Origin of the sequence: Vreelandella jeotgali Hwa (genome assembly GCF_000334215.1) — a bacterium.
In the GTDB taxonomy this organism is placed as follows: Bacteria; Pseudomonadota; Gammaproteobacteria; order Pseudomonadales; family Halomonadaceae; genus Vreelandella; species Vreelandella jeotgali.
Map to the genome: position 1 here is coordinate 1 of NZ_AMQY01000021.1, position 15,128 is coordinate 15,128.

13 protein-coding genes are annotated in these 15,128 nt (G+C 61.1%); 7 read left to right on the forward strand and 6 right to left on the reverse strand.

Features of this window, described 5'->3' with window-relative positions:
- Nucleotides 1-651 precede the first annotated feature (651 nt).
- Genes C793_RS0109710 through C793_RS0109735 form a run of 6 tightly spaced genes read left to right on the forward strand, consistent with a single transcriptional unit; the run spans nt 652 to nt 6,894 of the window.
- The gene (locus C793_RS0109710) at nt 652-1,524 is read left to right on the forward strand and encodes a decaprenyl-phosphate phosphoribosyltransferase (RefSeq protein ID WP_017430752.1); all 873 of its coding nucleotides are present in this window, start codon (nt 652-654) and stop codon (nt 1,522-1,524) included.
- On the forward strand, nt 1,521-2,486 hold the full coding sequence (locus tag C793_RS0109715) for a lysylphosphatidylglycerol synthase transmembrane domain-containing protein (RefSeq protein ID WP_017430753.1): 966 nt from the start codon (nt 1,521-1,523) through the stop codon (nt 2,484-2,486). The genes C793_RS0109710 and C793_RS0109715 overlap by 4 nt, the downstream gene beginning before the upstream one ends.
- Nucleotides 2,483-3,781 (forward strand): FAD-binding oxidoreductase, encoded by a 1,299-nt coding sequence (locus C793_RS0109720; protein ID WP_017430754.1) that lies wholly within the window; start codon nt 2,483-2,485, stop codon nt 3,779-3,781. The genes C793_RS0109715 and C793_RS0109720 overlap by 4 nt, the downstream gene beginning before the upstream one ends.
- On the forward strand, nt 3,778-4,560 hold the full coding sequence (locus C793_RS0109725) for an SDR family oxidoreductase (protein ID WP_017430755.1): 783 nt from the start codon (nt 3,778-3,780) through the stop codon (nt 4,558-4,560). The genes C793_RS0109720 and C793_RS0109725 overlap by 4 nt, the downstream gene beginning before the upstream one ends.
- Nucleotides 4,557-5,207, forward strand: a complete 651-nt coding sequence (locus tag C793_RS0109730) for an HAD family hydrolase (RefSeq protein ID WP_156805017.1) — start codon at nt 4,557-4,559, stop codon at nt 5,205-5,207. Before C793_RS0109725 ends, C793_RS0109730 begins: the two co-directional genes overlap by 4 nt.
- A 1-nt stretch (nt 5,208) precedes the next feature.
- Entirely contained in the window at nt 5,209-6,894 is a 1,686-nt protein-coding gene (locus C793_RS0109735; protein WP_169330549.1) for a DUF8728 domain-containing protein, read from the forward strand.
- A 24-nt stretch (nt 6,895-6,918) separates the two neighbouring features.
- Here the strand turns inward: C793_RS0109735 and C793_RS0109740 are convergent, their stop codons facing one another.
- Nucleotides 6,919-7,893, reverse strand: coding sequence for a hypothetical protein (locus C793_RS0109740; RefSeq protein WP_169330550.1), 975 nt, complete (start codon nt 7,891-7,893; stop codon nt 6,919-6,921).
- 560 nt (nt 7,894-8,453) lie between these two features.
- On the opposite strand from C793_RS0109740, the gene C793_RS0109750 reads away from it, so the two are divergent.
- Nucleotides 8,454-9,586 (forward strand): IS3 family transposase gene (locus C793_RS0109750; RefSeq protein ID WP_371827780.1). Its coding sequence is split into 2 segments (ribosomal slippage): nt 8,454-8,736 and nt 8,736-9,586, totalling 1,134 coding nucleotides; the frame shifts between segments, so codons are not numbered across the junction.
- A gap of 115 nt (nt 9,587-9,701) precedes the next feature.
- On the opposite strand, the gene C793_RS0109755 is transcribed toward C793_RS0109750, so the two are convergent.
- From C793_RS0109755 to C793_RS0109775, 5 genes are all read right to left on the reverse strand, one after another.
- Nucleotides 9,702-10,676, reverse strand: coding sequence for an Rpn family recombination-promoting nuclease/putative transposase (locus tag C793_RS0109755; protein WP_017430761.1), 975 nt, complete (start codon nt 10,674-10,676; stop codon nt 9,702-9,704).
- A 175-nt stretch (nt 10,677-10,851) separates the two neighbouring features.
- Entirely contained in the window at nt 10,852-11,643 is a 792-nt protein-coding gene (locus tag C793_RS0109760; RefSeq protein WP_017430762.1) for a SapC family protein, read from the reverse strand.
- Entirely contained in the window at nt 11,603-12,037 is a 435-nt protein-coding gene (locus C793_RS0109765) for an adenylyltransferase/cytidyltransferase family protein (protein WP_017430763.1), read from the reverse strand. The genes C793_RS0109760 and C793_RS0109765 overlap by 41 nt, the downstream gene beginning before the upstream one ends.
- A complete protein-coding gene (locus tag C793_RS14490) occupies nt 12,034-13,242 on the reverse strand; it encodes a tetratricopeptide repeat protein (RefSeq protein WP_017430764.1) in 1,209 nt (402 codons plus the stop codon). Before C793_RS14490 ends, C793_RS0109765 begins: the two co-directional genes overlap by 4 nt.
- A gap of 158 nt (nt 13,243-13,400) precedes the next feature.
- Nucleotides 13,401-14,924 (reverse strand): hypothetical protein, encoded by a 1,524-nt coding sequence (locus tag C793_RS0109775; RefSeq protein ID WP_169330551.1) that lies wholly within the window; start codon nt 14,922-14,924, stop codon nt 13,401-13,403.
- Nucleotides 14,925-15,128 lie beyond the last annotated feature (204 nt).

A 15,128-nucleotide genomic window follows, 5' to 3' on the forward strand; every position in this document is an offset into this window, starting at 1 on the left:
GGGGGCGGGAGAAGCCGTCGTTTCCGAAATAACAACAACAACCAGTGTGCGGCCAGCAAGGGGACCCGTACCACAACGCAGCATTTTGTCACACAAATGGGTATTTTTTGCGACACAGTACCCTGCCCAATATTTTACATCAACTCATAAGCCGTACAGTCACAGCATTGAATCGCGCAACCACTGGCTACCACAACGCCTCCCAAAGCGCTGCGACCAGATGTTATTGCGTGAAAGTGACAGCTTCTGGCGATATCGGTAGCGATAATCTCAAGATAGCGACCCAGGGGCACCATAGCCACTTAATCAGTACCCTCAGCCCCACCGAGTAGCGGCCCGCGAGCTATCGCAAGCTCGCGAGCGGCAGCAGGCGTGAAGATTCGCCAGCAGCACGGCGGCTACGGTTTGGCCTGCGGCAAAATGATAGCCGTCTCGGGGAAGCTGGCACATATGTCCGTGCTGACGGGGAGACAAAGCAATCCATTGAGGCATGTCGCTCTCTTCATTTATCAAGTGAAACGAGAAAGGCATCATACTACCAGCCTGACGCCGACCGAATACCCTACCGCCGGTATGCGCGGGCATTTCAGGCACAATTACCGTAGAATTCAACTTCTTTACGCCCACGTTGACCAGTACCGGAAGCGCCTTATGATGCGGCATGTCATCCAGCTGATGCGCCCCCACCAATATCTCAAAAACGGCTTTGTGTTCCTGGGCCCTCTGTTTGCCCACCAGTGGAGCCTGATAACGCTGGGCCAAGCGCTGCTGGTCTTTATCGCCTTTAGCTGCATGGCAAGCGCCGTTTACGTTTTGAACGACCTCTTGGACGTCGCGGCGGACCGTGAACATCCCGTCAAACGCCACCGGCCGCTGCCCAGCAGTGCCATCTCCCCCAACTTTGCCAAGCGGCTGCTGACGGGGCTGGCGTTGCTGTCGCTTGGGGTATCGCTGCTGGTCAGCCCCAACGTGGCGCTGTGCGTCGCCGCCTACCTTGTGCTCAACGTGTTTTACTCCTGGCGGCTCAAACACGTGGTGATTCTTGACGTATTTTTGATTTCCGGCGGCTTTATGCTGCGCATACTCGCCGGCACCGCCGGGCTGGGTATCGAGCCTTCTGCCTGGCTACTGCTCTGCGGGCTGATGGTGACGCTGTTTTTGGGCTTTGCCAAACGCCGCGCCGAGCTTTTAGTCCTGGAGAACACCCACGCCGACCGCAACCTGACCCGGCGCGTACTGGATGACTACAGCCCCGCCATGCTGGAACAGTTTATTGCCGTCACCGCCGCCTGCACCATTCTTACCTACGGGCTGTATACGGTGTCAGCACAGGCCGTGGCCGTCCACGGCAGCGATAACCTGATCTACACGCTACCCTTTGTGCTCTACGGCATTTTCCGCTACGTGTTCCTGCTGCATCGCCGCGCCAAGGGCAACGACACCGCCAGAGATCTGATGCAAGACCCGCACCTGCTGATAACCCTCGGCGCCTGGCTGGCCTCTACCCTCTGGGTGCTGACATGACCCAGCGATCGCTCAAGGCCTGGCAGCTACGCGCGCTGATCATGTCCATCAGCGTCGCCATGGCCGGCTATCTGGCCGCTTCGCTTTGGGGCGGCTGGCAAGAAGTGGCCCGTGCTTTTGTGCAGGTGGGCATAGCGGGCACTCTACTGGCGCTGGCACTTTCGCTTGTGAACTACGGGCTGCGCTTTGTGCGCTGGCAGCTCTACTTGACGCAGCTGGGGCACGCCGTTGCCTGGCCCACCAGCCTGCGCATTTATCTCAGCGGCTTTGCGCTGACCACCACCCCCGGCAAGGCCGGCGAAGCGTTTCGCGGCGTACTGCTCAAACCCCACGGCGTGCCCTACCCGGCAACCTTTGCCGCCTTTATCAGCGAGCGCCTGTCCGACCTGGTGGCAGTTGTGTTGCTTACATTATTCGGGCTGGCCCACTACCCCGAGGCACACGCGCTGATACTCGCAGGCGGGCTGGGCATCGTCGTGGCGCTGGCGTGTATTTCCAGCCGCGGGCTGCTCTCGGCGGTATACCGCTACGCCACGGCCCGCCGCGGCAAACTCGCCGGCCTGCTCGCGCAGCTGGCCGACATACTGCTGCGCGCTCGGCGCTGCCACCGCCCACACTTACTCGTGCTTGCCAGCTTACTCAGCCTGGCTGCCTGGAGCGCCGAAGCGCTGGCCTTTTACTGGATACTAGGCTGGCTGGGGGCGGACGTCAGCCTGGCTTTCGCCTGCTTTGTCTATGCGCTGGCCATGCTTGCGGGGGCGCTAAGCTTTCTCCCCGGGGGGCTGGGCAGCGCCGAGGCGGTCATGGTATCGCTACTGGTAGTTAGCGGCATGGCCACGCCCACCGCCGTGGCCGCCACGGTGTTTATTCGCCTGGCGACTCTCTGGTTTGCCGTAGCGCTGGGGCTTTGCTGCCTGATGCGCAGCCGCCACGACACAGCCACCACGGAGACCACGCCATGACCCCGCTTTCCTGGAACCGGCTGCCCAAGGTCACACCAAACGCCACCTACGCGCTAACCCAGCGCGGTGCCGGCGTGCCTGACCGCCTACCGCGCCCGCTGCTGGCCCACGGCAACGGCCGCAGCTATGGCGATGTCTGCCTCACCGAACACGGCACCCTGCTGTTAACTCGGGGGCTGGACCGCTTTATTGAATTTGACCCCGAGCGCGGCATTTTACGCTGCGAAGCCGGCGCCACCCTGGCCGACGTGCTGGCCCTCACCGTGCCTCAGGGCTGGTTTTTGCCCTGTACGCCGGGCACGCGCTGGGCCACCGTGGGCGGTGCCGTGGCCAACGACGTGCACGGTAAAAACCACCACGTAGCGGGAAGCTTTGGCCACCACGTACGCCACCTTACCCTGTGGCGCAGCGACGGCAGCGTTATTCACTGCGGCCCAAGCGACCCCGGCGGCTGGTTTGCCGCTACCGTCGGCGGGCTGGGGCTTACCGGCCTGATTCAGCAGGTAGAGCTACAGCTGATGCCCATCCACAACCCCTGGCTGAATATGGCCTCTTGGCGCTTTACGAACCTGGACGCCTTCTGGCCGCTGAACCGCGAGGCAGAGGCCAACTGGCCCTACACCGTGGCCTGGATTGACTGTTTGGCCCGCGGCAGCGCCCAGGGGCGCGGCATTCTCATGGCCGGCCAGCACGCCCCCGCCCAGGCGCGGCTGCCAAACTTCAAGGAAAGCCGCAAACGCATGCCCATCGACCCGCCTTTTTCGCTGGTTAACGGCATCAGCCTGCGGGCCTTCAATGCGCTGTATTACCGCCAGCCGACCCACCCGGCGGGCACGCTCAGCCACTACGTGCCGTTTTTTTACCCGCTGGACGCCATCCAGCACTGGAACCGGATTTACGGCCGGCGCGGGTTTTATCAATACCAGTGCGTCATCCCTCCCGAGGCGGCCGAAAGCGCCACCGCCGAGCTGCTGAACGCCATTGCGCGACGCCGGCAAGGCTCGTTTTTGGCCGTGCTCAAAACCTTTGGCCACGCACCGGCGGCGGGAATGCTATCCTTTGCCCGCCCGGGCACCACTCTGGCGCTGGACTTTCCCAACCGCGGCCGCGCCACGCAAAGCCTGCTGGCCGACCTGGACACCATCGTCAGCCAGGCAGGCGGTGCGCTGTATCCGGCCAAGGATGCCCGCATGCCAGCAGCGCTGTTTCAGTCCGGCTTTCCTCAGTGGGAAGCCTTCAGCGAGTTTATTGATCCCGGTTTTTCTTCCCGTTTCTGGCAGCGAGTCACTCCATGAGCCTTTTCTCCTTGCGCCCCGCCAAACGCCCGCTGCGGCGCGTCGTGCTGCTGGGCGCCACCTCGGCGATTGCCGAACAGGTCGCCCGCCGGCTGGTCGCCCAGGGCGCCTCGCTTTACTGCGTGGGCCGCCAGCCGCAAAAGCTCGACGCCCTGCTCGACGACCTTAACGTCAGAGCCGGCAGCGCCCAGCGCATAGACGGCAGCTGCGCCGATCTGACCGACAGCGCCCGGCATGCCGAGCTGATCGACGCCGCCGAGCAGCACCTGGGCGGCATCGACGCGGTGCTGATCGCACACGGCACCCTGCCCGACCAGCAAGCCTGCAGCGCCGATGCCAACACCGCGCTGGAGCAAATTAACACCAACGCGCTCAGCGTGATCAGCCTGCTGACCCACCTGGCCAACCGCCTGGAACAGCAGCAGCACGGCGTGATCGCGGTGATCGGCTCGGTAGCCGGCGACCGCGGCCGCCAAAGCAACTACGTGTACGGCGCGGCCAAGGGCATGGTGGCGATATTCCTGCAGGGGCTACGCAACCGCCTGGCCGGCGCCAACGTGGCCGTAGTGACCATCAAGCCAGGCTTTGTCGACACCCCCATGACCGCCGGCCTGAACAAGGGCGGGCCGCTGTGGGCCACTCCCGAACGGGTCGCCCAGGGCATTGTGCGCGCCATGCACAAGGGCGCAAACGTCGTTTACCTGCCGTGGTTCTGGCGCCCCATCATGCTGATTATCAAGCACATTCCCGAGGCGCTGTTCAAGCGCATGTCGCTATGAGCCGGGAAGCACCTGCACAGCACCCCATGGCCTTTTTCGACTTTGACGGCACGCTGACACAAGGCGATACGCTGATGCCGTTTCTCCGCTTTGTCGTCGGAACGCCGGCTTACTACGCCAAACTCGCCTTGTTGAGCCCGGTGCTGGGCGCTTACCTCGCCGGCCTGCTGCGCAACGACGTGGCCAAGCCCATGGTGCTCAAGCGTTACCTTGCCGGCTACGCCATGGCCGAGCTTCAAGCGCTGGGCCAGCGCTTCAGCAATGAAGTTCTTCCCGACATGCTGCGCGAACACGGCATGGCCAAGCTGCGCTGGCATCAGGCTCAGGGGCATGAGTGCGTGCTGGTCAGCGCCTCGCTGGACGTCTACCTCAATGCCTGGGCACGCCAGGCCGGCTTCTCTCGCGTGGTGTGCAGCTCACTGGCAGCCGACGCCGCAGGCCGCGCCACCGGCAAACTTGCCGGGCGCAACTGCCACGGCGCCGAAAAAGTCCGCCGCATCGCCCCGCTTATCGCCGCCACCGCGCCGCCTACTACCTACGCCTACGGCGACACCCGCGGCGATATCCCTATGCTGCAGCACGTGGATACCGGCCTGATGCTTCGCCAAGGCCCCCGCTGGCAGCGAATTCCCCATACGACACCGTAATATGCGCCAGTCAACTACACACAGCCTTCCCATGCCCCACGCCCTGACACCCCGCGCGCTGCTATTTCCGGCGGTCACGCTGGTTCTCTACCTTGCCGCTACGGGGTACCTGCTGCTGAGCGGCCACCTACACGAAGACGCCTATATTCTCTACATCTACGCCGAGAGTCTGGCCCAGGGCAACGGCATCGCCTACTTCCCCGGTGGCCCGCCGGCCGAAGGCGCGACGGACTTCCTCTGGATGGCACTGCTGGCCGGCGCCCACTATCTGGGGCTGGACGTAGCCGTCGCCGCCGGCCTGTTCAACGGCCTGGGACTGGGGGGAATCGTCTTTCTCGCCGGGCGGCTGCTGGCACCGGCATGTCACGGGCGCGGGTGGTACCTGGCCAACGCCGTGCTGGTGGCCGTGGCGCTCTGCTCCCAGGTGGCCCAGGCCTCGCTGGCCGGCTTTAGCACGGCGTTTTACGGCGCTTTTGTCGCCGCCACGTTTTATCTGCTGTACACCCGCCCCCGGCGCGGGCTGCCCTGGGTACCGGTGCTGGGGATTACGCTGGGGCTGCTGCGCCCGGACGGCGTACTCATGGGCGTGACCGCCACGCTCGTTGGCCTGTACCTTGCCTGGCACCAGCGCATGCTCAAACCCTACCTGACCGCCGCGCTGGCAAGCGCCGCCGTAGGCATCGCTTACTTTTGCTGGCGCTACGCCTACTTTGGCCACCTGCTGCCGCTGCCGCTTTACGTCAAAAGCACCTCAGTCACCACGCTGCCGGGGCTGTCACCGCACCTGGACTGGCTATGGGCCAACCGGCTGCTGGCCGTGCTCGCGCTGGCGGGGCTCGCGCTAAACGCCGGGCGGCGGCGCATGCTAACCGCCGCCTTGCCGGCGGCAGCGCTGCTAGCCGCCTTTTTGTTTGCCACCCAAAGCCAAAACGCCGCGTTTCGTTTTCAGGCGCCGGCCACCGTGGTGCTGATGCTCTGGGCGGCCCTGCTGCCCGCCGCCATCGCCGGCCTGCGGCAGCTGGCTGCCAGGCCCCGCCGGCTGCTGCAAGCCGGCGCTGCCGCGCTCGCGCTGGTGTTTGCCGGCGGCCAGGCGCACAGCGCCGCCGGCATTATCCGTGCGCTTCAGGGCAATCAGTACATTTACTATTTTTCCTACTATCTCAATGAATACCTGAGCGCAGACACCACCATCGCCCTCACCGAAGCCGGGCGCTTTGCCTACTGGGCCAAGGGCAAAAAATACGACCTGGTCGGGCTCAACACGCCGGAAACCGCCATTCACAAGCCCTCGCCGGACTACCTGGAACGGCTCGACCCCGACCTGATCTTTACCCATACCGCCGCCATGGCCGGCTACGAAGACGTCTGCACACAAGACGTATGCGAGCTAACCCCCGCACAGGCGCTGGCAGGTGCCCGCCACCCTCTACGCTGGCAAGACGTCAGCTACGGCGTGCAGCGCGCCCCGCTGGCGGTACTCAAACACCTTGAGCAACACCCCGAGGCCTACCGCGTTTTTGCAGTGCGCTACTACACCCGGCACGAGCATCTGTACCTGGTGAAAAAAGACGGCAGTATCCCCCTCGATGACTTTATTCGCACCCTGCGCTACAGCTTTACCGAGGATGCCGTGCGCTCCTACCTGGAGATGAAACGGACCCCCGGCTTTAGCGGCGTGTTTGAGTAGGCCTGACGGCTATTCGCCCCGCCGTTAGCCGGCAAAAAACGCCAGCGCACCGCTTAACCTTGCGACCAGCGCTGGCGTGATATCAAAGCTTGTCACCACGCCCAGCGGGCCGCTAATGAGCCCCAAAGCCACCACGCCAAGCGCCCAGCGCCGCTTTGCCTCCAGGCAGGCAGCGGCCTTGAGGCAAAGCGTAGGTTTGAGATAACACAAAAGGCCAAACACCAGCATCAGGTTAGTTAGCACCAGCGCCCACCAGCGAAAATGATCGTGCCCCAGCGGGTACAGCGCCAGCGGCGACAGCGCCGATACCAGCCACAGCCACGCCCTGGGCGAAAGCTCCCCGCGCACTGCCGCCAGCACCTTCAGGCTTAAACCGCCAAACGGCAGCAGCAATAGCGCCAGCGCCAAATGGTGCACCAGACGCCGGCGATTAAAGCCTTCTTCCAGGGTGCGCTGAATGTTTTCTTCAATGCCGGTGCGGTGCACCACGCTAAGCGAGCCTTTGGTCACATGCTCGCCGTGCATGGCCTGCATATCGGCCAGGTGCGCGGCCAGCGGTCGGGCCTCGTAGGCACCGTGAGTAGACACCCAGTAGGTTAGCCCCACCAGCGCCGCCAATACCGCCCCTTGCGCCCACACCGCCGGTCTTGCCGAGTCTCGGTAATGCCAGGCCATCAGCGTTATCGGCATGATCATGAAAAACGCCGCCTCGTGGATCAGTATCGCCGTCGCGTTACCCCCCAGTACCAGCGCAGCTGCCAGCCCACGGCCAAGCATCCGCTGGCGGCTCAATGCCAGCAACAGGCAGATGGCCAGGGTATACACCACGACATCGCTCCGGCCTACATCCAGTGCAAAATGCCCAATCGTTGCCGGTGAGGCCAGCGCCACCATCAGCATCAGTAGCATGCCCAGCCGCCTGTCCTGCCGGTGCCAAATACGCACCCAAAACACCACCATGGTAGCGGCCAGCACACCCAGCAGCAGATAAGACACCACGCCGGCCTCAAAGTAAGACAAAGCGCCGGGAAAAGCCGACAACATCGTGCCCAACAATCCACGCTTGACAAAGCCCTCGGCGTAAGTAAAAAGAAGCTGGGTATAGTTCCAGTCGATCAGCGCACTCCGCCCGCTAAAAAACAACACCGGTGTTGCGCGCCACCAGGCGGCTACTACCGCCGTCGTTACCACACACGCCAACACCCAGCTCGAGCGCCATCTCGCGCTCGGGAATCTCCCGCTACTTTTTTGCATGACTGTCATCCCGTTTTGCTGTCAAGCACCGCCGCGGGCATCATAGCATCCCTGCGTTACTGCATGCCGCAAGACGGCATGACACCTCGTGACCTCCTTGCCGTACCGGTACTGGCGGAGCCTTCGCGCTGAAGGTCTGCGTTTACACTCGGTTTTTGGGTGCTTCCTACGGGTCAGGTGTTGATCGCCGGTTTTCCCGTAAGAGCTCAACTCAATTGAACGAAGCAGTGTAGTGGCTGAAGTGGACCCCAAAATTTGGACAGGTGCCCAAGCTCTGATTCACCATCTCCATGAGGAGACAAATCATGAGCAAAAAACGTAATCATTACAGCGCATCGTTCAAGTCAAAAGTCGCTCTGGCCGCCCTCAAGGGCGAGCAGACCACGTCTGAAATAGCCGCTCGCTTTCAGGTTCACCCCACCATGGTGAGTACATGGAAGCGGGAGCTGCTGGAAAACGCGACCGACCTCTTCGAGGGCGGGAAAAAGACGAAAAAACCGTCCAACGAGCCAAGCAGCGACGAGCTTTACCGCGAGATAGGCCGACTGACGGTGGAACGCGATTTTTTATCGCGCAAGCTCGATCAGTAAGCCGTCAACACCGATTGACGATGATCGAGCGTGGCCACCCCCAGGTCAGCACTTCACGCCAATGTGAGCTGCTCAAGCTGAGTCGCTCCTCGGTGTATTACATCCCGCGTGCGCCGCGTCAGGAGGATCTCGACATGATGTACCGGCTGGATCAACAGCACCTGGAAACGCCGTACTATGGCTCTCGCAAGATGCGGGTTCACCTGCAGCACCAGGGCTACCGGGTGAATCGGAAGCGGGTGCAGCGCCTGATGCGCATCATGGGGATTCAGGCGGTGTATCCGCGCCCGAGAACCAGCATCCCGGGCGATGGGCACAGGATCCATCCATATCTGCTGAAAGGCCTCAGGATAGATCGGCCCAACCAGGTGTGGGCAACGGATATTACCTATCTTCCGCTGGCTCGGGGCTTCATGTATCTGGTCGCCATCATCGACTGGTACAGCCGCAAGGTGCTGTCCTGGCGGGTCTCCAACACCATGGACACGGACTTCTGTATTGACGCGCTTGAGGAAGCGCTACAACGCCACGGAACGCCGGAGATCTTCAACACCGACCAGGGCGTTCAATTCACCAGCGATGCCTTCACCGGTGTGCTCAAGGAGCATGGCATCCGTATCAGCATGGACGGCAAGGGCTGCTACCATGACAATATTTTCGTGGAACGGCTCTGGCGTAGCGTCAAGTACGAATGCGTCTACCTCACGGCCTTCGAGGACGGCCATCACTTGAAGCAGGCGCTCAGCCGATATTTTCGGCATTACAACCGGACTCGGTATCATCAGAGCCTTGATTACCACACGCCGAATCAGGTGCACTACCAACAGGTCACGACCCTGGCAGCTTGAGCCGGGAATACAGCCGGATCAGAGCTTAAGGGCGCCTTCAAGCTGTCCAACTGATTGGGTCCACCTCACCCACCCAAGGGACATGGCTCGTTATAGATCGCTTAAAGAGGGCCGATCAGTCCTTGAACACGGCTTCCAGGCTATCAGCCTTCAGGATATTTTCTGTCCATTTCTTCAGCTGATCATTACTGGCGGCATCAATACGCTGCTCGGCCCAGTCTGGCACGCCATTAAACTTCAAGGTGATCAGGCTGCGCAGGCTATCAACTCGACCCTGCTGCACGCCTTCATTAACGCCTTCCTGACGCTCCCGCTTGGCCCAGCTTTCCAGATTGTCTGCCAACATATCTCGATCCTCCATCAAACTGCTCAACTTATCCGCGCCGACATCGGTACCCAGCCATTTCAAATGTCGCTTAAACCAGCGGGTGATGATTTCATCCATGCGTTCCTTGTGCGGGTGTGCCTGAATACTCGCCAGCATACGATCAACGGCGCTTTGTAGTGCCTCGTAGCCTGCCTTGGCGTTTTCTACCCCGAACACACCGCTCAACGGGCTATTACGTTCGGCCAGCTCTTCGTCGCTATAGCTGCGTTCTTCTACCAGATAATAGCGCAAATGTGGCTGGTAAGCGCGCAGAAAGCCCGGCGGCTTGGGGCGTACCATCTGATAGACGTCTTCTACCGCCGTCCAGGGCTGGTTGCCGTTATAGAGCACGATCGGAAATACCGGCGGAAGCCCCTTCCTTGCCGTGGTGACGCCGTTTTTGATCAGGTGATCATGGAAGCTGGCAACGTAGTGCATCATCCGCAGTGGCATGCGCTGATCCACTGATGATTGGAACTCCAGCAGGATATACAGGTAGACCCGCTGGGTGACGCCTTCCCATGTCGCGTCCACCGACCAGACCACGTCCTCGATTTTCTCTTCGTAGAGCGGCGTAATGTAGTGGCCGTTGTGCTGCTCAAGCGTGGAGAAATCCATCAACGCGGCAATCTCGCTCGGCGCAAAGCCGTCGACCAGCTGCTCCACCAACTCGGGGTGACTGAAGAGCTCTTTGTATCCGGTGTCGTGGTGATTGGTGGCCATGCGTGCTCCTGTACGTTGCCTCCATCATACCACATCGCTCATATCCGCTGAAAAACACGCTTCTCGGGGCATTTCAGGAGCCCTATCGCCGTCATGCGATGGATAACCTTCATGGCCGGTATCGTGGCTAAAAACGGGGCTCTCTACGCCCCCAATTCGTCACTGCACGCATTCCTCAATCAAAATCGAATGTTAGTTCGTCGTCATCCCCTTCCCCGAACATTTCGTCCAGGTTGGTCGGCGTCTGGCCACTTTGACTCTGGGCCAGCTGCGGGTATTTCCCGGCAATCGCGCCGTGGCGAAGGTTCGCCATGCTCAGCAGGTGGGCATAGATCAGCGGCAATAGTCCCTGGTCACGCAGCTCACCGAAAGTGTCCAATGACAGGTTGTTGAGCATCTTCTCGTCCACGGCTTCCACGCCGGTCAGTTGGCCGACTTCGCCGTCGTGACGCTTAACACGGATCGCGCGTTCCACGAGGATGCCGACCTCTCGCAGGGTCTTGACCATCTGCGCGGTGCGAGCTTCCTGCTGCTGCATCTGTTGGAGCAGGTCGATTCGTCCTTGCAGCGCGGTCCCCGGCTTGCCGTCCGAGGTGAACAGCGGTTGGCCTTCATCGCGGGTCAACTGCTCCGCCTCGGTGTCGAAGGCAATGGCCATTTGGTCGGGCTTTTCCTTCATCGCCGTTAAAGCAAACGGGTAGGCCCGCACGCGGCCCGGGACGTAGGTGGCGAGCCATTGACCATCGTCATCGACGTAGGCGTTCACGCCGTCCTCGATGCCCATCAGGGCCACCGGCAAGGCGCGATCTTTCAGGAACACCAGCGGATATTCACGGGCCACGTCGGCCATTTCCGTGTAGACCACGGGCATGAACAGCTCGCCGCCGGCAAAGCGGTAATCGGCAGTGGGTAACAGGCGCAGGTCGCTATGCGCCTGGTGCTGGAGGATGTGCGGTTGGCGGAACATCATCGGCTCCTTGTGTCAGGTGGGTGCGCAGGGACGTGGAGGATATCGCCGGGGTGCGCGGCAGGTATACCACGTCGCAGTGCGGTCGCAGGCAGTCAAACTCGCCCTGCCAGTCGTCGCCCATGACAAAAATATCAATGGCATGGTCGCGGATATCGCGGATTTTTTGTTCCCAGTGGTGTTCGGCTATCACCGCATCGACGTGGCGGATGGCGCTCAGCACGGTGTGGCGCTGTTCAAAGGGCAACAGCGCTTCCTTGTGCTTCTGCTGGTTGAAAGCGTCGGTGGACAGGCCAACAGTGAGATGATCGCCCAGGGCCCGAGCCCGTTGCAGCAGGTGGATGTGGCCGGCGTGCAGTACGTCGAAGGTGCCGTAGGTCAGAACACGGGTCATGTGCCTTCCGATGCCGTATCGGCGTCGAGGTGGCGAGCAAGCCGGGGCAACAGCGGGTCATCCGGCTGCCACTCTCGCATGCTGGCCAGGTAGCGTTGCAGCAGCGGAATCTTGTCGGCGTTCCAATCCTTGAGCACGCGTGTCCAGACGAAGTATTCCCGCAGGGGCGTCATGCCGGTGGCGTTGCGGTCTTCGGCGAAGCTGGCAAAGGCGGTGTCGAGCTGTTGCCACGGGCCGTAGTGCGCGGCCAGGAAGGCGTGGGGGTCCTGTAGTTGCCAGTAGAGCCCGGCTTCACTGCGCTGGGTATGCAGGTGGATGGGGGCAAAGCGATGGACCAGGTTGTCGTGAAACGGGACGCCTTTCATCCAGATGCCGGTGTAGGCGACATTGGCCTCGGCGTCGTGGATAAAGCCGAACAGGTCGATCACTATTCCGTCGCGGGAGAAGGCGCGGGGGTTGATGCCGGGGTACGTTCTGGGGGTCTCCGTCCAGCCGGCTTCCTGCATGACGACGATGGCGGCGTTCATTTCGTTATGCGGCAATCCCAGGTCCATGTCCTTGTCGTGGGGCATGAGGTGGCCGTCGCGTTCCAGTCCCAGCAGCGTGCCGAAGCACGGGAAGGCATGCACGCCGGCCTTGTGCAGGGCAGCAAGCGTGGTCCAGAGGGTCCGGGTGTTGGCCTCGATGTCGAAGGGCTCGGACGGGTCGACGTCCTTTGCGGGAGGCGGTGTTGCTGCCCGCTGTTCCACGGCCCGGCGGATCAGGGGGAGTGCCTGCTGGAGGTGGCCCTGGGCCAGCTCGAATTGGGCGTGGAGTCCCAGCGTGGATGATGTGCCCGGCTCCAGGCGGTCGAGCTGTTGCAGGCCCTGGCGTGCCTTCCCGCCGGAGCGGTTTTTGAGGGCGTGGTTGACCAGGGCTTTCCACAGCAGGGGTTCGTCGGGCAGGGCCGTCAGGCCCCTTCGGAGGATCTGTTCCACGGCGTCCGGGCGGCGGGCCTTTTTGAGCAGGCGCATCAAGTGCAGGTAGCCGGGCATGCAATGGGGGTCATGGTTAATCAGGGTAAAGTAAAGTGCGGCGGCTTCGTGCAGGCGTTTTGCCTTCAGCAGCTCGCGGCCCTTTTGCAGCAGCTGCGGTGTGGTGAGCGGAGTCAGCGAGTCGGCAAAGGCGTCCAGTGCCTCTCGCCCGGGGCTGGTGGCAGCAGTCATGGCGTTCCCGATATATCAGTCAGCGAGACGGGCGGTGTCTCGCGGGGCCTGTCGTCCATGCGGTGAGGGTCGGCAGGCACGGCAAACAATAAAAAAGGGGCGCCGGAGCGCCCCTTTATTGGTCATACGGTCAGGCCGTATGGGTAAGCACTGGGTGCTTAGGCGAAGTCGAAAGCGTTGTCTTCGACAGCTGTAACATTATCCACGCCAGTCAGCTCAATGGTCCCATCAAACTGATCTGCCGTTGCAGTGATCTCAACATTGCTGCCGCCGCCGCTCAGGGTGACAGCAACATCCTGCAAGCTGTCGACACCTTCAAATTGGCTGAAGTCCAGACGGTCCGCACCACCAGACTCACCTACATCAAAGCTTCCAATAGTAACATCGCCGATGTTCTCGCCAGTGAACTGGAAGGTTTCACGAACGGTGTTGGTTGCGTTGCTGTAGTCGAGTGCATCAGTAGAGCCGACGCCGTCGATGCCGGCATCGTTCAGCTGGATGGTGACCTCAGAGCCGAAGTTAGCCGCTGCTGCATTGATGGTGTAGTTCGTTTCAGCTTGGCCATCGAGAACAATCGTCGACAGACCAGCTACGTCCTCACCAACACCAAGGTCAACGTCGTATGCGACATCGCCGTCTTCACTGACGTCATTGAGCGTCAGGGATTCGAGCGTATCGTTATCGGGTGTGGCCTCGTTGGACACATCATCCAGCGTAACAGCATCTTCAGCGTTAAGAACGAGAGAGGAGACGCCTTCGCTTACGGACAAGTTGGGTGCAGCAGTGCCACCTACAGCACCTTCCGTGTTGATCGTCAGCTCGGATGCTGCTGTCGTGACGTTCAGTCCTGCGCTGCCAGATGCGTTTGCATCAACAGCGCCCTCGAATGTCAGTTCGTCAAGAGAACCGATATCAAGATTTGCATCAGTACCGGCAGAGCCGCCGCCGATTGCCAGATCGTCGGTGAAGCCAAGCGCTTGATAGTTACTAACACCATCCAGTGTCAGAGCGTTCAAGTTTGACTCATCGGCAATGCTACCCAGCAGCAGAGCGTTCTCACCTGCGCCCAAGTCAATGGCGTCTTGCGCATCCAGGTTCGTACCGTCAATGCGCAGCGTATCATCGCCGTCACCTAACGTGATGTCGTGATTAGCGGCTGCGTTGCTGGTCATGTCGAGGTCAATGCTGCCAGAGCCTGTCGTGGTGACAGTCGTCAAGGCTGCTGCATTCAGGTCAGTACCCGCGAGCACAACCTTGTTGTCACCTGTCAGGTCCAGCTCCAGACCAGTAATAGTGTCGTCCGGGCCGGAAGTGTTATTTGCTTCAACAGCCAGCTGCGCGTTCGCATTATCCAATGCTACTGCTTGGGTGTAGTCGGCATCGTCGAGGGCATCGTCTTGGTAGTTCATGGTGAACGTGTACGGCTGACCAGTAACAGGAGAGCTGTTACCGTTTTTACCGCCATTGATGACACCTGCTACTGCCGCATTTTCGACATTGTCAGCAGTCAAGTTGGCTTGCATACGGTCAGCCCAAACCTGCTCAACGCTGGTAACGTCTTTCATTTCAGCAGTAAGCGTGTTGGTGTCGGACGCGTCTGAATCAGCCGCCAAAAAGTAGAAGTTCTCTACATTGGACACGATGGGGTCAAGCGTCACAGAAGAATTGCCGTTAGCGTCCACTTGTGACTTCAGCGTATCGGTACCTTCGCCACCATCAACGCGGTCAAAGCTATCGAGAGTTCCCAGCGCTGCTTCAAACGTGTCGTCGTCAGCGGTGCCTTCAGCGACTTCGACACCCGCAGTGAGACTGCGTTATTCCCTGTCTCCCAGATGATTGTTTCTGCTGACTTTTCTCTCCATGTTTACTGCCTTCCTTGGTGCTGT